General features: G+C 38.4%; 21 protein-coding genes. 8 read left to right on the top strand and 13 right to left on the bottom strand.

Annotation, left to right across the window (positions count from 1 at the left end; translation table 11 throughout):
- Window positions 1-133: 133 nt before the first annotated feature.
- Window positions 134-934 carry a tRNA cyclic N6-threonylcarbamoyladenosine(37) synthase TcdA gene (tcdA, locus tag PCNPT3_RS03120; protein ID WP_015464416.1) on the top strand — a complete coding sequence of 267 codons (801 nt, stop codon included), beginning with the start codon at window positions 134-136 and terminating at the stop codon, window positions 932-934.
- A gap of 59 nt (window positions 935-993) precedes the next feature.
- Here the strand turns inward: tcdA and mazG are convergent, their stop codons facing one another.
- Entirely contained in the window at window positions 994-1,809 is an 816-nt protein-coding gene (mazG, locus tag PCNPT3_RS03115) for a nucleoside triphosphate pyrophosphohydrolase (protein WP_015464415.1), read from the bottom strand.
- 339 nt (window positions 1,810-2,148) lie between these two features.
- Here mazG and PCNPT3_RS03110 point away from each other — a divergent pair, with 339 nt between their 5' ends.
- Together PCNPT3_RS03110 and PCNPT3_RS13670 are read left to right on the top strand one after the other, a co-directional pair.
- Entirely contained in the window at window positions 2,149-3,633 is a 1,485-nt protein-coding gene (locus PCNPT3_RS03110; protein WP_015464414.1) for a sodium-dependent transporter, read from the top strand.
- A gap of 1 nt (window position 3,634) precedes the next feature.
- A complete protein-coding gene (locus tag PCNPT3_RS13670) occupies window positions 3,635-3,748 on the top strand; it encodes a methionine/alanine import family NSS transporter small subunit (RefSeq protein ID WP_015464413.1) in 114 nt (37 codons plus the stop codon).
- 37 nt (window positions 3,749-3,785) lie between these two features.
- Here PCNPT3_RS13670 and PCNPT3_RS03105 read toward each other — a convergent pair whose 3' ends face one another.
- The 7 genes from PCNPT3_RS03105 to lepA form a co-directional block, all read right to left on the bottom strand.
- Entirely contained in the window at window positions 3,786-5,012 is a 1,227-nt protein-coding gene (locus PCNPT3_RS03105; RefSeq protein WP_041771374.1) for an aminotransferase class V-fold PLP-dependent enzyme, read from the bottom strand.
- A 129-nt stretch (window positions 5,013-5,141) separates the two neighbouring features.
- Window positions 5,142-5,882, bottom strand: coding sequence for a pyridoxine 5'-phosphate synthase (pdxJ, locus tag PCNPT3_RS03100; protein WP_015464411.1), 741 nt, complete (start codon window positions 5,880-5,882; stop codon window positions 5,142-5,144).
- Window positions 5,882-6,604 (bottom strand): DNA repair protein RecO, encoded by a 723-nt coding sequence (recO, locus tag PCNPT3_RS03095; protein WP_015464410.1) that lies wholly within the window; start codon window positions 6,602-6,604, stop codon window positions 5,882-5,884. Before recO ends, pdxJ begins: the two co-directional genes overlap by 1 nt.
- A gap of 105 nt (window positions 6,605-6,709) precedes the next feature.
- Window positions 6,710-7,612, bottom strand: coding sequence for a GTPase Era (gene era / locus PCNPT3_RS03090; RefSeq protein WP_015464409.1), 903 nt, complete (start codon window positions 7,610-7,612; stop codon window positions 6,710-6,712).
- The gene (rnc, locus tag PCNPT3_RS03085) at window positions 7,609-8,304 is read right to left on the bottom strand and encodes a ribonuclease III (RefSeq protein ID WP_015464408.1); all 696 of its coding nucleotides are present in this window, start codon (window positions 8,302-8,304) and stop codon (window positions 7,609-7,611) included. Before rnc ends, era begins: the two co-directional genes overlap by 4 nt.
- The gene (gene lepB, locus PCNPT3_RS03080; RefSeq protein WP_015464407.1) at window positions 8,305-9,225 is read right to left on the bottom strand and encodes a signal peptidase I; all 921 of its coding nucleotides are present in this window, start codon (window positions 9,223-9,225) and stop codon (window positions 8,305-8,307) included.
- 87 nt (window positions 9,226-9,312) lie between these two features.
- Complete coding sequence (gene lepA, locus PCNPT3_RS03075) at window positions 9,313-11,109, bottom strand: translation elongation factor 4 (protein ID WP_015464406.1); 1,797 nt, start codon at window positions 11,107-11,109, stop codon at window positions 9,313-9,315.
- A 414-nt stretch (window positions 11,110-11,523) separates the two neighbouring features.
- Here lepA and PCNPT3_RS03070 point away from each other — a divergent pair, with 414 nt between their 5' ends.
- Window positions 11,524-11,982 carry an RNA recognition motif domain-containing protein gene (locus PCNPT3_RS03070; protein ID WP_015464405.1) on the top strand — a complete coding sequence of 153 codons (459 nt, stop codon included), beginning with the start codon at window positions 11,524-11,526 and terminating at the stop codon, window positions 11,980-11,982.
- Between the two features lie 545 nt (window positions 11,983-12,527).
- Here PCNPT3_RS03070 and PCNPT3_RS03065 read toward each other — a convergent pair.
- Both PCNPT3_RS03065 and PCNPT3_RS03060 read right to left on the bottom strand, forming a co-directional pair.
- Window positions 12,528-13,910 (bottom strand): L-cystine transporter, encoded by a 1,383-nt coding sequence (locus tag PCNPT3_RS03065; protein ID WP_041771250.1) that lies wholly within the window; start codon window positions 13,908-13,910, stop codon window positions 12,528-12,530.
- A 203-nt stretch (window positions 13,911-14,113) separates the two neighbouring features.
- A complete protein-coding gene (locus PCNPT3_RS03060; protein WP_015464403.1) occupies window positions 14,114-16,165 on the bottom strand; it encodes a S9 family peptidase in 2,052 nt (683 codons plus the stop codon).
- Window positions 16,166-16,434: 269 nt separating this feature from the next.
- Here PCNPT3_RS03060 and ald point away from each other — a divergent pair, with 269 nt between their 5' ends.
- Window positions 16,435-17,547: an alanine dehydrogenase gene (ald, locus tag PCNPT3_RS03055; RefSeq protein ID WP_015464402.1), complete on the top strand. Its 1,113-nt coding sequence runs from the start codon at window positions 16,435-16,437 to the stop codon at window positions 17,545-17,547.
- 150 nt (window positions 17,548-17,697) lie between these two features.
- Here ald and PCNPT3_RS03050 read toward each other — a convergent pair whose 3' ends face one another.
- The 3 genes from PCNPT3_RS03050 to murI all read right to left on the bottom strand — a co-directional run bounded on the left by PCNPT3_RS03050 (window position 17,698) and on the right by murI (window position 19,848).
- Window positions 17,698-18,291 carry an HD domain-containing protein gene (locus PCNPT3_RS03050; protein ID WP_015464401.1) on the bottom strand — a complete coding sequence of 198 codons (594 nt, stop codon included), beginning with the start codon at window positions 18,289-18,291 and terminating at the stop codon, window positions 17,698-17,700.
- Window positions 18,292-18,300: 9 nt separating this feature from the next.
- Entirely contained in the window at window positions 18,301-18,927 is a 627-nt protein-coding gene (locus PCNPT3_RS03045; RefSeq protein WP_015464400.1) for an HD domain-containing protein, read from the bottom strand.
- A 105-nt stretch (window positions 18,928-19,032) separates the two neighbouring features.
- Window positions 19,033-19,848 carry a glutamate racemase gene (murI, locus tag PCNPT3_RS03040; RefSeq protein WP_015464399.1) on the bottom strand — a complete coding sequence of 272 codons (816 nt, stop codon included), beginning with the start codon at window positions 19,846-19,848 and terminating at the stop codon, window positions 19,033-19,035.
- A gap of 370 nt (window positions 19,849-20,218) precedes the next feature.
- Between murI and trmA the strand changes: the two genes are divergently transcribed.
- The 3 genes from trmA to PCNPT3_RS03025 all read left to right on the top strand — a co-directional run bounded on the left by trmA (window position 20,219) and on the right by PCNPT3_RS03025 (window position 24,011).
- Window positions 20,219-21,316 (top strand): tRNA (uridine(54)-C5)-methyltransferase TrmA, encoded by a 1,098-nt coding sequence (gene trmA / locus PCNPT3_RS03035; RefSeq protein WP_015464398.1) that lies wholly within the window; start codon window positions 20,219-20,221, stop codon window positions 21,314-21,316.
- Between the two features lie 378 nt (window positions 21,317-21,694).
- Entirely contained in the window at window positions 21,695-22,858 is a 1,164-nt protein-coding gene (locus PCNPT3_RS03030) for an aminotransferase-like domain-containing protein (RefSeq protein ID WP_015464397.1), read from the top strand.
- 28 nt (window positions 22,859-22,886) lie between these two features.
- Window positions 22,887-24,011, top strand: coding sequence for a M14 family metallopeptidase (locus PCNPT3_RS03025; protein ID WP_015464396.1), 1,125 nt, complete (start codon window positions 22,887-22,889; stop codon window positions 24,009-24,011).
- Window positions 24,012-24,060 lie beyond the last annotated feature (49 nt).

Genomic DNA, 24,060 nt, shown 5'->3' with positions numbered 1-24,060 from the left:
GGTAGGCGCTTGATCAATAAGAATACGATCAACGTATCCCTGCCTACTAAAATTAATATATCTGAATATTCAATAGATCCTTTCTTACTTTTATCAGTATAATCTGTATTTTTATCCCTTTTAAAGAGCAGTCATGACAGAGCAATATGAACTACGTTTTGGTGGTATTAAACGCCTTTACGGTAGCAAAGCATTAACAACATTTAAAAATAGTCATTTTTGTATTGTCGGTATTGGTGGCGTAGGATCATGGGTCGCAGAAGCGCTTGCTCGCTCCGGCATTGGTAAACTGACTTTAATTGATATGGATGATTTATGCATTACCAATACTAATCGCCAAGTACATGCTTTAAATAGCAACATTGGTAAGCAAAAGATAGAAGTCATGGCTGAGCGTTGTAAAGAGATCAACCCTGATATTCAAATCGTATGTATTGATGATTTTATTGATAAACAAAACTGCTTTGATTATTTATCAGCAGATATGGACTACATTTTTGATGGCATTGATAGTATTCACGCCAAAGTCGCATTAGTTGCTCATTGTAAACGTAATAAATACCCATTACTTACCTGTGGGGGCGCGGGGGGGCAGTTAGATCCGACGCAAATTCAAGTGATCGATTTAGCGCGCACCATCCAAGATCCTTTAGCAGCTAAAGTGCGCTCTGAATTACGCCGTCATTTTAACTTTACCAAAAATCCCAAACGTAAATTTAGAGTCGATTGTGTTTTTTCAACAGAGCAACTGAGTTATCCCGACATGAATGGGGAAGTTTGCAGAGAAAAAGCAGATGCAGATGGCAATATGAAGATGGATTGCGAAAGTGGTTTTGGGGCATCTACCATGGTAACGGCAAGCTTTGCCTTTATTGGGGTCAGCTTTATGCTTAAAAAAATGCTTAAAAAACACAAGGCACTCTCTGAAATTTAGTTAAGAAAACTTATCGTACGCGCGCATTTACTCGAAATGTAGCGCGCGAGTAGTATAACTTACTGATTAAGATCTCTTTTTACTTGATCCCAAATGGCATCTAACTCATTTAAAGAGCAGTCTTGCATGTTTTTTCCTTGGGCTTGAACCGCGAGCTCAACTAAACGAAAACGTTTCTCAAATTTATTATTTGCTTGGCGTAACGCCGTTTCAGGATCACTTTTTAAATGGCGCACTAAATTGACAGTTGCAAACAGTAAATCCCCCAGCTCATCTTCAATTCGCGCCTGTTTTTGAATAACACTTAAATCATCACGCTGAACTTCCACTAAAACTTCATCAAGCTCTTCTTTTATTTTATCCACAACAGGCTTTAAATCATCCCAATCAAAGCCGACACTTGACACACGTTTTTGTATTTTATATGCGCGATTTAATGCGGGTAATGCGCTCGGAATATTATCTAACACACTACTTGATGAGGCGTTTTTTTGTTTACGCTCTTTGGCTTTTTCAACTTCCCAATTGGTTTCAATCTCTTTTTCCGATGAAAAATTTATATCCTTAAAAACATGAGGGTGACGACGTATTAATTTTTCATTCACACACTCGACAATTCCCTCAAAATCAAAAAGAGACTGCTCTTTAGCTATTTGCGCATAAAAAACAACATGAAAAAGAAGATCGCCTAACTCTCCTTTTATTTCTTCATTGTCTTTCTCGGCAATCGCATCCACTAATTCATAAACTTCCTCAATAGTATGCGTCGCCACCGATGCAAATGTTTGTTTTTTATCCCATGGGCAACCATTTTCAGGGGAGCGTAATTGACGCATAATATCGAGTAATTTATTCATTGCATTGCTTTGTGTCATTTAGATCTCTTTTTAAATAGATAAAACGCGATAACGCCTTACTCTTAATGAAAATATACTCCCTTTAATGCTTACTTTCTAAGCCTAAATGGAGATAGGAAGGTGTTATAGCTCACTTTTATAGGGTAATAAAAAACAGCACTCGCCGCACCTTATTTATTTTTATCTTTCAATAAAATCGTCATTATAAACAATCTTATTAGCCTATTTATGGCCGATAAATATTGGTAATAATGACAATGCTACTCTAATCTTTAAAATCATAGGCGCGTAATACCTGCGTCTGTTTTTGCAGTCCATGTATCGAGGGTAAAAGGATATCACTAAAAGGAACTTATTATGCAACGAGAACAATGGGGATCGCGCGTTGGTTTTATTCTCGCAGCCGTAGGCTCAGCAATCGGTCTCGGCAACATTTGGCGTTTTCCTTATATGGCTTACGAAAATGGGGGCGGTGCATTTTTTATCCCTTATTTATTTGCGATGCTCAGCGCGGGGATCCCCTTTATGATCCTTGAATTTGCCATGGGTCATAAATACAGAGGCTCTGCACCCAGTGTCTTTAGTCGGCTTAATAAAAATTATGAATGGTTAGGTTGGTTTCAAGTTGCGATAGCTGCCATCATCGCAATTTATTATGTTGCTGTTATTGGTTGGGCTATCTCTTATTTTAACTTTTCTTTCACCCAGAGTTGGGGCTCTGATACCAATACTTTTTTCTTCAAAGACTTTTTACAACTTAATGATGATAATTCACCGCTGCAATTAGGCGCTTTGCAGTGGCATATTTTACTGCCCATGGGGATTGCTTGGGCCATCACCTTTGTGGCTGTTTTTACTGGCATAAAAGGAGGCATAGAGCGCATAAATAAGGTAATGATGCCGCTTCTTTTCATCATGATCTTAGCCCTCATTGCGCGCATGATCTTTTTACCCGGCGCATTAAATGGCTTAAATTATCTTTTCCAACCTGACTTTAGCAAGATAGCAGATCTCAATGTTTGGTCGGCTGCCTATGGACAAATATTTTTTACGTTGAGTGTCGGTTTTGCCATCATGCTCGCATATTCAAGCTATCTTCCTAAAAAATCCGATATAACCAACAATGCTTTTATGACCGTTTTAATTAACTGTGGATTTTCTATTTTAGCGGGAATTCTGATTTTCTCTATTTTAGGGAATATGGCCTATGTCCAAGATAAACCCTTAACAGAGGTCGTTTCATCGGGTGTAGGACTCGCCTTTGTCACCATCCCCGATGCCATTAATTTATTACCTGCACCGTATATTTTAGGGCCTTTGTTCTTCTTTGCTCTAGTGGTTGCCGGCATCAGTTCACATATCTCTATCATTGAAGCGGTCACCAGTGCCTTTATCGATAAATTAAAGATGCCCCGTAAGACGGCGGCCATTGTGATTTGCTTAAGTGGTTTTCTTGTTTCCTCATTATTTGCAACAAATGGAGGCTTATTATTACTCGACTTGGTTGATTACTTTATGAATAACATTGCGTTGCTCGCCAGTTGTTTGGTTGAATTAATCATCATGGCTTGGATCATTAAACTCAGCGATATTCATGAGCATATCAATCATGTCTCGGAATTTAAGATAGGTTATTGGTTTCAAATTTGTTTACGCTTTATTAGCCCCTGTGTCCTTATCCTTATTTTAGGCGCCAATATTTTTACAACCCTAACCTCTGGATATGGCAACTATAGTCACCTTGCCTTATTAATCATTGGCTGGGGATCGCTGTGCATTATGTTTTGTGTGGCTATTTTTATTAATTATAAAACAACGACTTCAGCTTTAAAGGAGAATTAATATGAGCACAAGTGCCATTATCATGATGTTATTAGGCTTAGGAATAACCTGGGGAGGCGCCGCCTTTTGTATTTATAAGGCGATGCACAGCGTTGAGGAAGAACATTCGGAATAAAAGAGTATAAAAGAGAACTTAGTCTCTCTTATTGGATTTATTTTAACAATAAAAGTACTTTTTTAAGTGCCTTTATAAAGACTTTTACTTCATCGAGGGTGTTATAAATCGAGAAAGACACGCGCACCGTACCACTATTATCAAGTAATGACATTAATGGCATCGCACAATGCGTACCACTGCGTAGAGCAATACCTTGTGCATCTAGCAGCATAGCTATATCACTATGGTGCTCACCTTTTATCATAAAACTAAGTAGCCCTGACTTTGCAATACCTGCGCAATAAACCTCGACGTCTGGTATTGCAAGTAACGCGCTTTCAGCGACGGCTAATAACATTTGTTCATGTAACATTAATACTTTGCGATCGTAACTATTTAAAAAATCAATGGCGGCAGCAAGGCCAATTACCCCTGCAATATTAGGCGTACCCGCCTCAAATTTAAAAGGTAATTCATTGTAAGTACTTGTCTTAAAAGAAACACTTTTTATCATTTCCCCACCGCCTTGCCAAGGTGGAAGCGCCTCTAATAAATGCTGCTTTCCATATAAAACACCGGTGCCTGTCGGTGCAAATAATTTATGACCAGAAAACAAATAGTAATCACAATCTAATGCTTGCACATCAACGGGAGTATGCGCAATTGCTTGCGCTCCATCGATGATCACTTGCGCGCCAACTTCATGAGCAAGCGCGATCATTTCAGAAATTGGGTTAATAATACCTAAGGCATTTGAGATATGGGTGACCGATACAATTTTTGTTTTTTTATTTAATAAGGTGCGGTAGGCATCCATGTCTAATTGATGATCATCTTGTAACGGGATAACTTTTAATACTATTTTTTTTGTTTCAACTAACATTTGCCACGGTACGATATTCGCATGATGCTCTAAAGAAGAGATCAATACTTCATCTCCCGCTTGTAGTTGCGTACCTAATATATGGGCTAATAAATTAAAACCTTCCGTTGTTCCTTTTGTCCAAATGATCTCTTTCGTGCTTTTTGCATTAATAAAGTCGCGCACCACCGCGCGTGAATTCTCAAAGCTACGTGTTGCACGCATTGCCAATTGATGCCCAGCCCGGTGCACGTTAGCATTATCATGTAGATAAAAATAACTTATCGCATCAATAACTGAACGAGGTTTTTGGGTACTGGCTGCATTATCAAAATAAATTAATGCATGCTCATTGATATTTTGCGCAAGAATAGGGAATTCTTCACGTAACTCGTGCACTAAGAATGGTATTTTTTGCATATATCCTTCATTACCTATCACAACAGATAACATATCATCGATGCATGATATTTACCCTTTAGCATATTAAGCGCAACTTATCGTGCGCTTTCACTGGTCATTTATTTTATGCTACAAACGGCATAATACTTAATAATGCGCGGTGCGCCCTTCTATCATCAAGCGCTTCATTTCTTGCACTGCTACCGACAACCCATCTACCAAGGCGCGCGCAATAATGGCATGACCAATATTTAACTCAATGATTTCAGGCAAGGCTGCGATCGCTTTTACATTATGATAATTTAAACCATGACCGGCATTCACTTTAAGGCCTAAGCCATGAGCATAGGTTGCCATCGATGCGACACGTTGTAATTCTAACGCTTGCATTTCATCATCTAATGCATCTGCATATTTTCCAGTGTGTAATTCAATATAAGGCGCGCCACTCGCAAGTGCCGCATCTATTTGATTTTTATCTGCATCAATAAATAAAGAAACTTGAATGCCCGCCTGCGTTAAACGTTGCACTGCGCTACGCGTTTTATCCAAGGCGCCAGCAACATCTAACCCACCTTCTGTCGTAAGCTCCGCACGTTTTTCAGGCACAAGACATACAAAAGCGGGTTTTGTTTTAATGGCGATATCGATCATCTCATCGGTTATCGCCATCTCTAAATTCATACGGGTTTGTAGTGTTTGCGCCAAAATGGCAACGTCACGATCGATAATATGACGTCTGTCTTCACGCAAATGAATAGTAATACCATCTGCCCCAGAGGTTTCAGCGATGCCGGCAAGATGCGCAGGCTCAGGATAACAAGTCCCACGCGCATTACGTAGTGTTGCGACATGATCGATGTTGACACCTAATAATAATTTACTCATTATTTAATTCCTTCTGTCGTCTTAAATAAACGCCGACTGTGTAATGGTTTATTACCCAATAAATGGGCTAATGCTTGTCGACAAAATCGTTTTGCAGGGCTTAGAAATTCAGCGTTGCTAAAGTTTCTCTCGGCAAGCGCTTGTATTTGCAGACCACTGTAAACATGCTGTTTTTGATGAATAGCTTGTTTGGCAAAAAAGCCCTGTTGTTGCAGATATTGGTAATCAAAACCGGGTTCGATAAGCTCATCACTGTAAATATCTTGCGTAAAGTTAACCCCATAGCCAAGGCTTTCAAGTAACGTTAATTCAAAATTACGCAGCGCTATTTGTGCATGCTGGTTATCTTTTGCACCTGCAAGCGCAAGTAATGTATCTTGGTAGCAAGAAAACAAACCATCACAAGCCGTTTCCGCTTGTAATAAACGATACAGCAATTCATTGACGTACATTGCCATATATAAACGTTCTCCGACTAAGGGGACAACTTGTGTTTTTGCTTCTATTGATTTTACGGTTTTAAGACTAGAGCGACCAAAGTAGGTTGCTTGCAACAAGGTAAAGGGTTGTGCGCAACCACGTCGAAGACGGGTGCTACTGCGCCCACCTTTATAGATTAAACTTACTTTACCAATATCTTGGCAAAAAAGATCTAATAAAAGGCTCGTTTCTCGGTACGGACGCCGGTGTAAAATAAAGGCATTATGACACTCAATCGACACAATTTAATTCCTCTATTTTAAAAATGAAGAGATAAACGATTTTATTAAAATGTAGCGAAGAGTCATCCACTAAAAGAGCCGAGGACTCTCCGCCATAGTATTTAATTACTGTTTATAATCATCACCGTAACCAAGACTGTGTAATGCGCGCAGATCATCAGCCCAACCTGATTTCACTTTTACCCACACCTCTAAATACACTTTTGCATCAAATAAGGCTTCCATATCAAGTCTTGCTTGCGTACTGATAGCTTTTATTTTTTCACCTTTGTTACCGATAACCATGCGTTTTTGACCTTCACGCTCCACTAAAATTAACGCATTAATATGCAACAGGCCATTCGCTTGTTGCTTAAATTGTTCAATTTCAACGGTCACTGAATACGGTAATTCATCCCCTAAAAAGCGCATGAGTTTTTCACGGACTATTTCAGATGCCATAAAGCGAGAAGAACGATCGGTGATATAGTCTTCTGGGAAATAAAATTCAGACTCAGGTAACGCTTCTTGCGCCCACTGCCTGATTTTTTCTATGTTATCGCCTTTTTTCGCAGACATTGGCAAGATATGTTTAAAGTTATAACGCTCGCCAAGTTCTTGTAAATGCGGAAGAAGTAACTCTTTATCTTCTACATTATCAATTTTATTTATCGCTAAGACAACTGGACATGTTAAGTATTTAAATTTACTTAACACCATCTCATCATCTTCATTCCAATGCGTACCTTCAACCACAAAGATAACCATTTCTACATCATTAATAGAGCTTGATGCTGCTCTGTTCATTAAACGGTTAATAGCACGTTTTTCTTCAACATGTAATCCGGGTGTATCAACAAAAATAGTTTGATATTCACCCTGCGTATCAATACCTAAAATACGATGCCGTGTCGTTTGTGCTTTACGTGAAGTAATACTTACTTTTTGCCCTAATAAGGCATTGATAAGTGTTGATTTTCCAACATTTGGACGGCCAACTATCGCTACTAAGCCACATTTATGAGTCATACTTTATTTCCTAATAATGCAACTAACATTTTTTCAGCCGCAATTTGCTCTGCTTTACGACGACTAGTACCTTGTCCCTGCACAGCTTCTATTCCATCTATAATACAACTCATTGTAAAACGCTGGTTATGCGCTTCACCACGAATTTCTAGCACTTCATACAAAGGTAAGCCTTGCTTACGTGATTGTAAATGCTCTTGTAAACGTGTTTTAGGATCTTTTTGTCCTATGCCCGGCTCAATCGTCGTTAAACGACTGTTAAACCACGCCAGTACCAAACGATCTACACTATTGATATCTGAATCTAAAAAGACAGCACCAATAATAGATTCAACACCATCAGCAATAATAGAGTCGCGACGAAAGCCACCACTTTTTAATTCGCCAGGGCCTAAAATCAAGGAGTCACCAAGTTCAAACTCACGTCCTATTTCAGCTAACATTTTTCCACACACTAACGTTGCACGCATGCGACTTAAGTCACCTTCATTCACTTTAGGGAAACGTAGATATAAATCAGTAGAGATCACGAAGCTTAAAATAGAATCGCCTAAGAACTCTAAACGTTCATTATGTGCACCCAGTGCACTTCGGTGTGTAAGCGCTTGTTTCAATAATGCAAAATTATTAAATTTATAACCGATCCGTCTTTCTAAACGCTTCAGTTCTGTTTCTTTCATTTTATTACTCATTTATTTAATTCCACCGATCCGGTTGAAACGAACACCACTTGGTATCCATGTCGGTAACACGCCATTAGGATCACGATAAAATTCAAAACTGATCCAAATTGCTACCGCTTTACCCACTAAGTTTTTCTCTGGAACAAATCCCCAATAACGGCTGTCTTTACTGTTATCACGGTTATCTCCCATCATAAAATAATGCCCTTTTGGCACTATCCACTCGTAAGCATATGTTTTTACATCTTCTTGTTGATAATAATAAGCGACTTGATCGCGACGATACGGGTTTACCAATATCTTATGCGCTACACTGCCTAAGATTTCGCTATACTTTTGCATCGTCACTTCTTCATCTTGGTATTTTTCATCACCGATATATTGCATATCCAGCGCTTTATAAATACCACAATCACCACTATCACAAGCTTCTATAATATAAAGTTGCTTATCTTTATAAACTATTTTATCGCCAGGCAAACCCACAACACGCTTGATAAAGTCAACACGCGGATCTTCAGGGTATTTAAAAACAGTGACGTCACCGCGTTTTGGTTCACCAACAGAGATCAATTTATTTTGCCAAATAGGCTCTTTAACACCATAAGAAAACTTTTCAACCAGAATAAAATCTCCGATCAATAACGTCGGCATCATAGAGCCTGACGGTATTTGAAAAGGTTCATATAAAAACGAGCGCAAGATAAAAACACACGCTATCACAGGGAAAAGTGAACGCGCATTTTCAATCAGTATGTTTTCAGGTGCGATACTGGCTAAAACTTCTTCATCGAGCTCAACCGTTGCTTGTTGCTGCGCCATTAAACGGGCTTTTTTTCGAGCAGGTCCCCATTTTAATTTATCAATCACCCAAATAATGCCGGTAAGCAGAGTGATAATTACTAATATTAATGCAAATGTATTCGCCATATTAATTCCTTAGCATTTAAAAACAAAATGCGTTGAACTATCATCAACGCATTTTATGCAGTCAAAACATCCCTTAATAATGTAGGATTATTTGTCTTTTCCGATATGTAATACGGCTAAAAACGCTTCTTGAGGGATATCTACATTACCAATCGATTTCATACGTTTCTTACCATCTTTTTGTTTTTTAAGCAGCTTTTTCTTACGTGATATATCGCCACCGTAACATTTAGCCAATACGTTTTTACGTAACTGACGCACTGTTGTACGCGCAATAACTTTAACGCCGATAGCGGCTTGGATCGCAATATCAAACATCTGTCTTGGGATCAATTCTTTCATTTTATCCACTAATTGACGGCCATAATTTTCAGAATTTTCTCTGTGCGTGATCAAGGCTAAAGCGTCAACACGATCGCCATTGATAAGCACATCAACACGTACCATATCCGCCAATTGAAATTTCACAAAATTATATTCGAGAGATGCGTAGCCACGACTGGTTGATTTTAAACGGTCAAAAAAGTCCATGACCACTTCACCCATTGGAATATGGTAAGTTAATGCCACTTGTTTCCCGTGATAAATCATATTCGTTTGCACGCCACGCTTACCAATACATAAGGTGATAACATTACCTAAGTACTCTTGAGGCACTAAAATATTACACTCAGCTATCGGCTCACGGATTTCATGGATGTCATTCACCGCAGGTAATTTAGCGGGGCTATCCACATATTGCACTTTGCCATCATTCGTTTCAACTTCATAAACCACGGTTGGCGCTGTCGTTATTAAGTTTAAATCATATTCACGCTCTAAACGTTCCTGAATGATCTCCATATGTAGCATGCCTAAGAAGCCACAACGGAAACCAAAGCCTAAAGCCGTTGAATTTTCAGGCTCATAAAAAAGTGACGCATCATTGATACTCAACTTAGTCAATGCATCTCTAAAATTCTCATAATCATCAGAGCTTACCGGGAAAAGACCGGCATAAACTTGTGGTTTAACGCGTTTAAATCCTTTTAATGCTTCTGATGCAGGATTTTTCATCAACGTTAAGGTATCGCCCACTGGCGCGCCTAATATTTCTTTAATGCCGGCAATCACATAGCCAACTTCGCCTGCTTTTAAAATACCGGTTTCAACTTGTTTTGGCGTAAAATGGCCCACTTTATGAACTTGATGCACCCCACCTGTCGACATAACTTGCATTTTATCGCCGACTTTAATTTGACCATTTTTAATACGAACTAACGAGACAACACCTTGATAACTATCAAACCAAGAATCAATGATCAACGCTTGTAAAGGCGCATCAACATCGCCTTTAGGTGGTGGAATAGAGCGCACAATCTCTTCTAAAACCAAATCGATACCAAGACCTGTTTTAGCAGAGCAACGCACCGCATCTGTCGCATCAATACCAATAATATCTTCGATTTCTTCAGCAACACGCTCAGGATCAGCTGCCGGCAAATCTATTTTGTTTAAAATAGCAACAACCTCAAGGTCCATTTCTAAGGCGGTATAACAGTTAGCTAATGTTTGCGCCTCGACACCTTGGCCTGCATCAACAACTAATAACGCACCTTCACAAGCGGCCAGAGATCGTGATACTTCATAAGAAAAGTCAACATGCCCAGGTGTATCTATAAAGTTAAGTTGATAGGTTTCACCATCGTTAGCTTTATAATCTAAAGTAACACTTTGCGCTTTGATAGTGATGCCACGCTCACGCTCAATATCCATTGAATCTAAGACTTGCGCTTCCATTTCACGATCACTTAAACCACCACAAGTGCTGATTAAACGATCTGAAAGAGTGGATTTACCATGGTCGATATGAGCGATAATAGAGAAGTTACGAATATTTTTCATTAAGCGGTTAATACCTTATAGATACAGAAACGATAAATTATACCGAAACCACCTAAGGAGCAAAGAGCCAGCAAGAAGCTTGGGTATATTATTGAGCATGCATTCTACCCAATTTATAGGCCGATCGCTATCTTTAAAGTCACTAACTCGTCGCCATTTTATCTCTTTTAAAAAAACACAAAGTCGACAAAACAGACTATCATTGTTCATTAATAAAGCGCATTTAGCGTGCTCTGTTTCACAAATAAAAATATACTTTATGATGTATATTCTTTTTTTATGAAAGAGATTAACTAGATCTTAAAATTTAGCTTACAATACGTTTGCTTTTTTAGGGATGATTTATGGCATAGGCCAAAAGCACCGAAAAAAGATTTTTCCATTATTTTATCTTATCTTTGAGGTTATTTTATTATGAAATCAAACACATCAGTGTTGCTCTCGATCGCAGTTGCGATTTTAGGTTATATCGTTATTTCTCTATTAGAAAATCCACTTGATGGCGCATTATTATTTGCCATCGGCGCGCTTTGCAGTGGTTTAATTATTCAATTTATGGGTTCAACTAAAACAAAAGATACAGAGCATGAAGATGCGGAAGTAGATTTTGATACCATTACGCTTTATGTTGGTAACCTACCTTACCGTGCAAATGAAATTGCGATAAGAACGCTTTTCTCCGAACACGGGAAAGTGCTATCAGTGCGTTTAATGAAAGATAAGCACACGGGGAAACGCCGTGGCTTTGGATTTGTTGAGATGCCAGAAAAAGATGCACTTAATGCCATTAATGCATTAAATGAACAAGAGTTCCAAGAACGTTCATTAAAAGTAAGAGAAGCAAATGAGCGCGCACCTCGTGCCGATGCTTAACTTGTTATAATGAAAAGAATATAAACACAACTTAGTGTTTATATTCTTTTTTAAACCCCATCCGTAATACCCCAGGCTAAATTTTATATCCAGCAGCTAAATATCAATAAAAAGACACTTACACCCTGACGCTACGCCCATTGATATTCAATAAATCTATAATTTTATTAAAGTTATCAAATTGTGTAACAATCACATTCTCTTTTTCAGCCTTTCCAAATATATTCTTTAAGCATACAAGACCCCCGCTAACTATTGATGCTCAGCCGGCTATCTGACCCATAAAGGTGACCTTTGCTAATACTTATCCCCTTTAATCATAATAAGATCCCCTAATACGCGATTAAATCACGCTGCATAGTGTTGAGTAGCCGTTATAAAAGTAAAGATAGCGAATGCTTGATAAAGTATTTTGGACTTAGCTTCTAGGCATAAAATAAAAATAAGGAAATAAGTATCAGGGATATCATAAAAAAAAAGCTAACGAAGTGTCAGTTACAACACTTCATTAGCCTTTAGGGTAACTTTTTAAAATGCGTTATCGATCAGATTTCACATTTTACATTCTCAATAGCCTCTTGAGATACTTTCTCTTTTTTACCTAATATACGTTGCGTAAGAATGCCGGCCGTCATTGCACCACTCACATTTAACGCGGTTCTTGCCATATCAATTAACGGCTCAATAGAAATAAGTAAGGCAACTATGGTCACGGGTAATCCCATTGATGGTAAGACTATTAATGCAGCAAAAGTAGCACCACCACCGATACCTGCAATACCAAACGAGCTGACGGTTACAATCGCAATAAGTGAAACTATAAAGTTAAAATCAATTGGGATCCCCATCATAGGTGCAACCATTACCGCAAGCATGGCAGGGTAAATACCCGCACAACCATTTTGACCTATCGTTGCGCCAAAGGTCGCCGATAGATTTGCAATAGCAGGTGATACGCCTAATTTATTAATTTGTGTTTCAACATTAAGTGGGATCGTCGCTGCACTACTACGCGAACTAAACGCAAATGTTAATACAGGCCAAATATTCTTGAAAAACTGCATTGGATTAATACCGAAGACAGACACCAATAAACCATGTACGACAAACATTAATAAGATGGCAACATACGACGCCACAATAAAACCAAATAGATTTAAAATATCCCCACCGTTAGATGTCGCAACCACTTTAGTAAGTAGCGCTAAAATACCATAAGGCGTTAACGCCATGATCATTTTAACCAAACGCATAACAATAGATTGGATCGCATCTGCAAAAAGAATAATAGGGCCAGCAAGCTTTTCATTTTCTAAGCTTACTTTACGTGCCGATACACCTAATAATATTGCAAAAATAACAATGGCAATGATAGAGGTAGAGCGCGCACCCGTTAAATCTAAGAAAGGATTTTTAGGGATGAAACTCAGTAACATATCTGGGATAGTTAATGCACTCACGGTTTCAAGGCGAGCAGGTAATGATAATGCTTTTGCAACCTCTCTTGAGCCTTCCGTTAATCCGGCTGCCGTCAAACCAAAACCTTGTGCAACCATAATGCCCACAACGGCTGCTATCATCGTTGTAAAGAGTAAAATTGAAATAGTAAGAACACTAATTTTTCCTAGCGATCCTGATTTATCGAGTTTAACGACCGCTGAAAACATCGATACAAATATCAATGGCATAATGATCATTTTTAATAAACTGACGTAACCACTGCCAACGATATTAGTCCACTGCAATGTTTCAGCTATCAGCTCTTTTTGATCTGCATATACAAACTGTAAAGCAAGACCAAATAGGCTACCTAAAATCAAACCAATCAAAACTAAACGTGACAAGGGCTTTTGTTGTCGTTGCTGAGTATACGTTATGAAGAGAAGTGCGAAAAATATCGCCAAGTTGATCATTAATACCATATCTATTCCTATTTATATGTTGACGACGGAGGTGCATCAAAACGTGCTATTCCATAATAAGTGCGAATATTAAACATAAAATGACAGGATGAATAAGTATTAAACGTTATCCCTTATATGAAAAAGTTATATACAAATAAAAAGGGTAAAAAAAAAGCTAACGAAGCGACCACTAGGCGCTCGTTAGCTTTTTAAAAAAACACCGTGTTTTATGCGTTTTTACTTAAATTAATTAAAAACGAGAATTCGCGTGCGGTATCTTCTAAATGTTTAAAACGTCCCGATTTCCCACCATGACCGGCTTCCATATCGGTATACAATAATAACTGATTATTGTCGGTTTTTAATTCACGTAATTTAGCGACCCACTTAGCAGGCTCCCAATACTGTACTTGAGAATCATGTAAGCCCGTTGTCACCAATAGATGCGGGTAATCTTGTGCTTTTACTTGATCATACGGACTATATTGAAGCATATAGTCATAGTATTGTTTCTCATTAGGATCGCCCCATTCATCGTACTCTCCCGTCGTTAATGGGATTGAGGCATCAAGCATCGTTGAAAGTACATCAACAAAAGGCACAGCAGCCACCACACCTTTATATATCTCAGGGGCCTGATTGATGACAGCGCCCATTAAGAGCCCGCCCGCACTTCCCCCCATGGCAAAAACGCGATCTTTATGTGCATAACCTAGCTCAACCAATGCTTTTGAGACATCTACAAAATCATTAAAGGTGTTTTGCTTGTTAAGTAACTTACCGTCTTCATACCAGTGTCTGCCTAGCTCTTCTCCACCACGAATATGCGCAACAGCGTACACAAAACCTCTGTCGAGCAAACTTAAATTCTCAGAGCTAAAACCAATATCTAAACTGTAACCGTATGAGCCATATGCGTATATCAAGATAGGATTCTTATGATCAAATAATGATTTACGATACACCAATGACACCGGTACTTTTTTTCCATCACGCGCTGTAACCCAAACGCGTTCACTCTGTAAATCCGCGGCGTTAAAATCGCCCATGACTTTACTTTGCTTTAATAAGATAGTTTCGCCCGTATTTAAGTCTAATTCATATACAGTAGAGGGCGTTGTAAATGAGGTGTATTGGTAACGAAACTTAGTACTATTTGCATCTGGATTATAATGACTAAATACCGTATAGGTCGGATCTTTAAACGCTAATGTTTTTGACTCGCCACTTTTGTGATGTATTTGACGCAGTGATGGCAAGCCATCTTTACGCTCTTCAACAATCAACCACTCCTGCATTAATTCATAACCTTCAAGTAGCACATCTTCACGCGCCTCAATTAAAGTGTCCCATGATGAGGTGTCTTTATTGAGAGCATTTTGGGTGCTTTTTAATGCAAAGTTTTTACCGCTAATATTAGTGCGGACATAAAATTTATTTTGAAAGTGATCAATACTATATTCATGATCTCGGGTGCGCGCTAAAAAAGTCGAAAACTTACCCGTACTATTATTTGCATCGAGTAACAAGCACTCGGATGTCTGCGTACTATCAATACAGATAACGATATATTGCTCAGAGCGTGTTTTATAAATATTGACATAAAAAGTATCATCTTTTTCTTCATAAACAAGCACATCATTTTTTACATCGTCACCTAATTTATGACGATAAACACGATAAGGCAACAATGTTTTTTCATGCTTTTTTACATAAAAAATAGTTTCATTATCATTGGCCCAAACCACACTCGATATGTTTTCAATGACATCACTTAACGCCTCACCTGTTTGCAAGTTTTTAAAACGCAAAGTGTATTGCCTGCGACTGAGCGTATCTTCCGAGTACGCCATTAGCATTGAATTCGGCGATAACGTTAAATCACCGAGTTCATAAAATTCATGTCCGTGTGCACGTTCATTACAATCTAAGAAGACTTCCTCTACCGCGTCCATTGAACCTTTTCGGCGGCAATAAACACTCTGATCTTTACCTTCATCAAAGCGAGATATATACCAAAAACCTTTCTTGTAGTAAGGAACCGATTCAAGCATAGGCTCCTCGCGCGCGACCATTTCATGATATAACTCATCTTGTAATGTTTGTAGCGGTTGCATTTGCTCTTTGGTATAGGCATTTTCTGCATTAAGATGCGCAATAATTTCTTTATCTTCACGATCATCATCACGTAGCCAGAAATAATCATCTTGGCGAATATGCTCATGACATTGATGCTGGTACGATTTTTTCTTAGCTATCGGCGCTGCTATTTTCTTCATATTAAAAACTCATTAAAAAATAATAAACACATGGTAGCATCTTTTTCATTTTGCCAATAATAACGCGGATCAACGCAACCAATACCCACACAATAAATAAGTTTATATTTTTTTATGTTGCGCAGTGACTCTTTTAATAAAAATAAAGACCAATAACTGTGCGTTTGCTAACCTTTTTATCTTTATTTTTTTGACTGTATTAAAAGCCCCCCCTATTCTGTGAAATCTTATTTTACATAAAATAAGTCAACGATTTTATAGGAGTTTATATGTATATAGGTATACCTAAAGAGATAAAAAACAATGAATTTCGTGTGGGATTAACACCCTCAAGTGTCGCAGAACTCATAAGTCACGGGCATCATGTTTATGTACAAAAAGATGCGGGAATGGGGATCGGTTTTAGTGATAGCGATTACACCAATATTGGCGCAGAGATATTAGACAATGCACCCGATATTTTCGCTAAAAGTGAAATGATCGTAAAAGTCAAAGAGCCCCAAGCAAATGAATGTGCAATGTTACGCCCCGGACAAATCTTATTTACCTATTTACATTTAGCCCCTGATTTAAAACAAACTAAAGCACTCATCAAAAGTGGTGCAATTTGTATCGCCTATGAAACGGTCAGTGATGATGCAGGGCAATTACCCTTATTAGTCCCAATGTCAGAAGTTGCTGGACGCATGTCTATTCAAGCTGGCGCATTTGCACTACAAAAATCAAATGGTGGTTCAGGCTTGCTACTTGGAGGCGTTGCCGGTGTTGAGCCTGCTAAAGTCGTGATCATTGGCGCGGGTATTGTGGGTCAAAATGCGGCGCAGATGGCAATCGGACTCGGGGCTGATGTGGTAATTTTAGATAAGAAAATTGCGACACTGCGCCATATCGATGAATTGTTCCACGGCCGAATTCGCACGGTTTATTCTACTAAAGAAGCCTTAAAAAACCACCTTATTGATGCAGATCTTGTTATTGGTGCCGTCTTAGTGCCGGGAGCAGCAGCCCCTAAACTCGTCTCTAAAGAGATGATAAAAGACATGAAAAAAGGCTCTGCTATTGTTGATGTTGCTATCGACCAAGGCGGATGTTTTGCCACATCACACGCAACAACGCATGAAGATCCAATTTATATAGTGGATGACGTTGTGCATTATTGTGTTGCTAACATGCCAGGGGCTGTTGCGCGTACTGCCACACAAGCGCTTAATAATGTCACCTTACCTTATGTGTTAAAACTTGCTAATTTAGGCTACAAAGAAGCCTTTAAACAAGATAAACATTTACTTAATGGTCTTAATGTTTATCAGGGAAAGATCACCCTTTTAGAAGTAGCAGAAGCACATGATCTTGAATATCAAGCACCCGCTTCAATGCTTTAAAAGCATAAAACTGATAAAAACAAGCGTGTATTGTTTTTATCAGCTTCGCATAAACGCATATTTACCATATAAGTATTTTATCTGTAGATAATTCATTATAAAAGTCTCAATGCATTTAATCCCGAGTATCCACCTTTTATACAATCAATATCAGCCAGCAATTAACCAACCGTTTTTAACTGCGATCTCAACTTGTAATCGCACATGCTCCCACAATTTAGGGGCACTTTTTTCTAATAATTGATTACGCGTTAGCACTTGCTGTGCATGCACTTTATGAGTAACCCAACTTCCGCCTTCGGCTGCCATATTTAGTAATACGGGTAATATTCTATCGATAGACTTAGCAAAACGAGCATCCGCCGTAATTGCGTCTTCAAACTCTATCCACAATGCTTGCATTTTTTGATACTGCGCCTCTGGTAATAATGAAAATAAACGCTGCGCGGCTGCTAACTCTTTTTTAGCTTGTAACTTATGGTCGCTTGCAGCCGCAAAAGCAAAAAGATCACCCGCATCAATTTCAATCACATCATGGATCAAAAGCATTTTAATCACCCGATCAATATTTATTTTATCAAGCGCATGCTCGGCTAATACTTGAGCTGCTAGCGCAATATGCCAACTGTGCTCCGCACTATTTTCAGCGCGCGCATTATCACTTTGCACGCGAGTTTGGCGATAAACCGCTTTTAACTTGTCGATTTCTAAAATAAATTCAAATTGCTGAGTAACGTTGTTCATACATATTTCCTATATTTCAGTTTCTAGTTGTTGTAAAAATTGGTGCATAAATAAGGTGCGTTTTTGAGCTTCTTGACGTGCACTTTTACAATTAAAAGAGTTTTCTAAGCGTAGAAGTTTGCTATAAAAATGATCTAACGTATAGCGCATATCATTCGCTTTACGCGCTTTGCAAAAAGCATCCTCTAATGAATATAAATCCCGATTTAAAGTATTACCAACTTGTAAGCAGCGGCTAATGCCTATGGCTCCCAATGCATCGAGCCTATCTGCATCTTGTAATATTTTAGCTTCAAGGGTCTTTGGCGTAACCTTTGCACTGAAACTGTGCGCGGTGATAGCATGGTGGATAGCAGGAAAATATTTTTCAGGGTAATCTATTTGCGCTAAAAAAAGTAAGGCTTTATCGGCTGCCATCAAAGAACTTTTTGCACGCTGAGGATGATCTTTTGCTAAACAAACACAATCATGTAAGTAAGCACTTGCTACAACAACACTTGTACAGGCGTTTTCTGTTACCGATAATTGTTTCGCTGTTTTAACGACACGTAAGATATGCTTAATATCATGTGCTGCATCGCTGTGCATTTGCAAACGTATAAAGTTAAGAATTTTCTTTTCAAAATGCGCGTTCAAAAAACACCTCTTATGAAAAATGTTAAGAACTCTGCCCATGTTACCTCAATGTGCTTTATCTGGCACTCGCGAAGATAGTCATTCAGGCGCAATTCTTATTAATGGTTATTCCATTTCTAGGGGAAGAAATAAAGAAAAAGAAGAAAAATGACGGATTAAAAAAGCATGTTCAAGGGCGCATTGTTGCTTATTTTTTTGTGTATAAAAAGCATGGTGTTGAGGCATTCCTATTGAACACTGTACAGGTAATAACTTCTGTACCCTTTTTGCGATCGCCCCTCCAGAGTCTACTAGTTGGATATTTCCACCAAAACAAAGTTCAATGTCTGCTTTTAAAAGCGGAAAATGTGTACAACCGAGTACAATGGTATCTGGGCGGCGCGCTAACATTAACCATTCTTTAAAAATATCACTTAATTGTTTTTGTAGCATCATATTATCGATAGGCAATGCACTTAACTTACGCTCTGCAAGCTTCACTAACGCCGTTGACGCGAGTGTTAACACCTGTTTTTTAGTCGCAAATTCATCAATCAAAAGAGACGTATATTCACGCGTTATGGTTGCAGGTGTCGCAATAAGGCCAATAATATTATTTTTTGTTAATTGGCATGCTGGCTTGATGGCAGGCACAACCCCTACTATGGGGATGCTAAAATGTTCTCGTAATGTTTTTAACGCTATCGTACTTGCCGTGTTACAAGCAATCACAATCAAATCAACGGGATGTTTTTTGGTAAAATCAGTTAATAAGCAGAGTAAACGTTGAGTTAATACTTCCTTTGTTAATTCACCATAAGGAAAATAAGCATTATCAGAAAGATAATAACAACTGAGTTTGCTATTTTTTTTTCTTATCTCTTCAAAAATCGATAAACCACCGACACCTGAATCAAAAATTAAAATTTGTTTAACTGACATCTCTTACCTAGTTTTTTGCGTCAATACTTATGATGCCGTTATAATACTGCAAATTGAGAAAATCCACGACGTAAATTGTGGCTTAGATTTGAAATTACCTTCATCTCCATGATACTTCAAGATATAAAATCAGCAAGCCAAATTGAGCTTAGCTTCTTGGCATAAAATTGAAACAATGCGAGCCTATATTGATGACAGAACGACTATCTGAGCGAGTTCCTGATAAAGCATATTGATCTAACAGACTGAGATATCACCGTTTCAATCAAAGCTTGGTGTAACATACATAAAAAATAACAATAATAATTCTGGTAACTGACGCTAGATCCTTTACTATCTAGCCCCCATAAAATCACCTAAAGAGGTTAAAATGAGTCTACAATTTGTTGATCCTGATAATTATGACATGCAACTAAATGCCAAAAAAACACTTTTCAATGAACAATTTGTTGATTTTAACCTACCTGATCTCGAAATTTTTGCATCGCCAAAATTGCATTACCGTATGCGTTCTGAATTTCGCGTTTGGCATGAAGGTGATGATCTTTATTACATTATGTTTGATAAAGAAACCAAACAAAAAATTCGAGTGGATCAATTCCCACCCGCAAGTGAGCTTATCAATGCTTTAATGCCACAATTGATAAACCTCATAAAAGTCTCTAAAACATTACGTTTCAAGCTTTTCCAAATTGATTTCCTTTCTACTCTTAGTGGCCAAATATTAGTCAGTTTGCTGTACCATAAACAGCTAGATGAACAATGGGTTGAAGAGCTAAATGCATTAAAAGCGACATTATCGAAACAATTCGATATCAACTTTATGGGCCGAGCTAAAAAACAAAAATTGATACTCGATAAAGATCATGTGATCGAATCTTTAGAAGTTGATGGCAAAACACTTATCTATCAACAAGTAGAAAATAGCTTCACACAACCTAATACAGAAGTTTCAATTAAAATGTTGGAATGGGCGATCGATTGTACGCGCAATAGCGAAGGTGATTTGTTAGAGCTTTATTGTGGTAATGGTAATTTCTCTATCGCCTTAGCAAAAAACTTTAATAAGGTATTAGCCACTGAAATCGCAAAACCCTCAGTGCATTCTGCGCAATATAATATTGCAGCAAACCATATCGACAACCTAACTATTATTAGAATGTCTGCAGAAGAGTTTACTCAAGCCCTTAATAAAGTACGTGTTTTTCACCGTCTTGAAGGTATTAATTTAGACGATTACCAATGCAATACTATTTTTGTTGATCCTCCTCGTGCAGGACTTGATGATGAAACCATCAAAATGGTGCAAACTTACGATAATATTTTGTATATTAGCTGTAACCCTGAAACATTAAAAAGTAATCTTCAACAATTTGATGCAACACATAAAGTGGAACGTTTTGCCTTATTCGATCAATTTCCATATACCCATCATACCGAAGCGGGCGTTTACCTAATCAAACGTTAATATTAAAAATATTATACTCCCCCTAAAAAGCCACGTTTAAAATGTGGCTTTTTAGTCTTAAGCACTCTGTAAGCCTACCGCCTTCAGCGCAAACATGTGTTTAAAATACTGACCTAACGAACTGTTTTATTGATGAAACACGCATATGAATCAGCCATGCCACGCATTTTAAAAAGTTTAATTTTTTATATGGGTCGCTGACTATTGCAGTGCTCTTTCACACATCGCACTTTACTGATATCTTTAGTGTTCGACATTTAAACATCGAATACACGACATATGTTATGACGCCTCGTTTAACATGCATGCATCTATTGATAAGCAAACACAACATAAACTCCAACATATTGTTTTATCAAAATAATAATGGGAATAAATATGGAAATAGCGCACTCATTACAACAAATAAAATCCTCTTATATACGAGAGATATTAATTGCGGCTGCAGATAAGAATATAATATCGCTAGCAGGCGGATTACCCGATGCAAAAACGTTCCCCCTTGATTTAATGAAAGCGACATTTAAGAAGCTTACTGATATGCCAGAAGTCTTCCAGTATGATGCGACTATCGGCTATGCGCCTTTATTAAAATACCTTTCGCATTATTATCAATTAGCTCCAACGCATATTGCGATGATTTGCACCGGCTCACAACAAGGCCTAGATCTTATTGCTCGCGCCTATATCAACCCCAATGACTGTATTATCATGGAAGCGCCTAGCTACCTTGGCGCAATGCAAGTTTTTGGCCTTGTACAAGCCAATATCCAAACAATTTCAACAACGCATGATGGCCCAAATGTCAGTGAATTAGAAGATGCCTTTATAAAACACAATCCAAAAATGTTTTATGGCGTGCCTGACTTCCACAACCCTACCGGTATCTGTTGGTCACTTGAAACACGCCAACAAGTGGCAAAACTGTGTATTCAATATGATGTCACCTTTATTGAAGATGCTCCCTATCGTGAATTGAGATTTACGGGTGAACCCTTACCCATGGTGTCTCATTTTTGTGCAGATAACGCGATTGTTTTACGCTCCTTTTCAAAAATTGCATCACCAGGGCTAAGAATCGCTGCTGTCACCGCTAAAAAAAGCTATTTAGAGCCTCTACTAAAAATAAAACAAGGCGCAGATTTACATTCAAGCGTGCCGATACAAGCCTTGCTTCTTGATCTATTACAGCACCCCGATTTCCCAGAGCATATCAAAACCATACAGTCCCTTTATAAAAAACGTTATCACGTTTTATTCTCGGAATTAAAAAAACAACTTCCAGAAGGTTGTGAACTGAAACCTGTCGATGGTGGAATGTTTATATGGTTATCACTGCCCCCTTGTGACACGTTTGCACTGGCTAAAACACTGATTAAAAATGGTGTAGCCGTTGTCCCAAGCCCTGTTTTTTATCCGCACCCTGAGAATACACCCTCAGCGCTGCGCTTAAACTTCACCAATGCAAATTCAAGCGAACTGCGTGAAGCGGTATCGCGTTTATGTCGCGTTTTAAATGCTACGTTAATATCTACTCAGTAAACCAACACATTAAGAAGTGAGTCAAAACATGAAAATCTTTAGTAACTTTGAAAGCGCTAATATCGAAATAGTAACAGCCGAAAGTGCCGAAAATATACAATTACGCATTCCTGTTGATAATCAAAGCGATATATCGCAATGGTTTCATTTCCGTTTAGAAAGCAAGCCACACCAAGAGCATACCTTTAGTATCTTAGGCTTGGCAAAATCTGCATATCCTCAAGGCTGGGAAAATTATAATGTAGTCGCTTCTTATGATCGTAAAGAATGGTTCCGTATTGCAACAACATTTGATGGCGACACTTTAAGCTTTAAGGTCGCACCCGAATATGCATCTATGTACTTTGCCTACTTTGCGCCCTATTCAAATGATCGCCACCAAGATTTACTGCACTATGCACAAACACAATCAGGTTGCCAATTACAAACACTAGGGCTCACTTTAGATGAGAATAACATCAGTTTATTAAGCATTGGTGAGCCAAGTAAAACGAAAAAGAATATTTGGATAACGGCGCGTCAACACCCCGGTGAGACAATGGCACAATGGTTTGTTGAAGGCTTATTGCTGCGTCTTTTAGACGAAACGGATACCGTTGCTCGTGCACTTCTTGATGTTGCAGTATTACATATTGTTCCAAATATGAACCCTGATGGTAGTATCCGCGGACATTTACGCTGTAATGGTATCGGTGTTAATTTAAACAGAGAATGGCAGTCTCCATCGATGCAACGCTCACCAGAAGTGTTTTTTGTGCGTGAAAAAATGCTTGAAATAGGCGTTGATATGTACTTAGATATTCATGGCGATGAAGCTATTTCTTATAATTTTGTTGCCGGTAGTGAAGGTGTTCCATCTTATAATAAAAAAATGGAAGACTTAGAAAATACGTTCAAACAGGCACTCTTAACTATCACGCCTGAATTTCAAGATGAGCACGGTTACGACAAAGATAAACCCGGTTGCGCTGATTTAACCATCGCCTCTAACTGGGTAGCAGAGCAGTTCAAATGTTTATCTTATACACTTGAAATGCCTTTTAAAGATCATATCAGCCATGCAGATGAAAGATATGGTTGGTCGCCAGAACGAAGCATTGCCTTTGGTCAGGATACTTTAAGTGCAATTTGGGTAACATCAAAAAAACTATAGCCCCATACTAAAAACCACAACATTCAATCTGGCGAGCCCTTATTGAATG

The organism is Psychromonas sp. CNPT3 (genome assembly GCF_000153405.2).
Lineage (GTDB): Bacteria > Pseudomonadota > Gammaproteobacteria > Enterobacterales > Psychromonadaceae > Psychromonas.
The sequence above is the reverse complement of the archived record's forward strand: the minus strand, read 5'-3'. Positions and strand labels throughout refer to the sequence as shown.

Bases quoted from the DNA above. Each gene is read 5' to 3' on its own strand.
- PCNPT3_RS03110 (WP_015464414.1), top strand. From the start codon at position 2,149: ATGCAACGAGAACAATGGGGATCGCGCGTTGGTTTTATTCTCGCAGCC.
- pdxJ (WP_015464411.1), bottom strand. From the start codon at position 5,882: ATGAGTAAATTATTATTAGGTGTCAACATCGATCATGTCGCAACACTA.
- era (WP_015464409.1), bottom strand. From the start codon at position 7,612: ATGACTCATAAATGTGGCTTAGTAGCGATAGTTGGCCGTCCAAATGTT.
- rnc (WP_015464408.1), bottom strand. From the start codon at position 8,304: ATGAGTAATAAAATGAAAGAAACAGAACTGAAGCGTTTAGAAAGACGG.
- PCNPT3_RS03030 (WP_015464397.1), top strand. From the start codon at position 21,695: ATGGAAATAGCGCACTCATTACAACAAATAAAATCCTCTTATATACGA.
- PCNPT3_RS03025 (WP_015464396.1), top strand. From the start codon at position 22,887: ATGAAAATCTTTAGTAACTTTGAAAGCGCTAATATCGAAATAGTAACA.
- PCNPT3_RS03060 (WP_015464403.1), bottom strand. From the start codon at position 16,165: ATGAAGAAAATAGCAGCGCCGATAGCTAAGAAAAAATCGTACCAGCAT.
- murI (WP_015464399.1), bottom strand. From the start codon at position 19,848: ATGTCAGTTAAACAAATTTTAATTTTTGATTCAGGTGTCGGTGGTTTA.
- trmA (WP_015464398.1), top strand. From the start codon at position 20,219: ATGAGTCTACAATTTGTTGATCCTGATAATTATGACATGCAACTAAAT.
- mazG (WP_015464415.1), bottom strand. From the start codon at position 1,809: ATGACACAAAGCAATGCAATGAATAAATTACTCGATATTATGCGTCAA.
- PCNPT3_RS03050 (WP_015464401.1), bottom strand. From the start codon at position 18,291: ATGAACAACGTTACTCAGCAATTTGAATTTATTTTAGAAATCGACAAG.
- PCNPT3_RS03070 (WP_015464405.1), top strand. From the start codon at position 11,524: ATGAAATCAAACACATCAGTGTTGCTCTCGATCGCAGTTGCGATTTTA.
- lepA (WP_015464406.1), bottom strand. From the start codon at position 11,109: ATGAAAAATATTCGTAACTTCTCTATTATCGCTCATATCGACCATGGT.
- PCNPT3_RS13670 (WP_015464413.1), top strand. From the start codon at position 3,635: ATGAGCACAAGTGCCATTATCATGATGTTATTAGGCTTAGGAATAACC.
- lepB (WP_015464407.1), bottom strand. From the start codon at position 9,225: ATGGCGAATACATTTGCATTAATATTAGTAATTATCACTCTGCTTACC.
- PCNPT3_RS03105 (WP_041771374.1), bottom strand. From the start codon at position 5,012: ATGCAAAAAATACCATTCTTAGTGCACGAGTTACGTGAAGAATTCCCT.
- tcdA (WP_015464416.1), top strand. From the start codon at position 134: ATGACAGAGCAATATGAACTACGTTTTGGTGGTATTAAACGCCTTTAC.
- ald (WP_015464402.1), top strand. From the start codon at position 16,435: ATGTATATAGGTATACCTAAAGAGATAAAAAACAATGAATTTCGTGTG.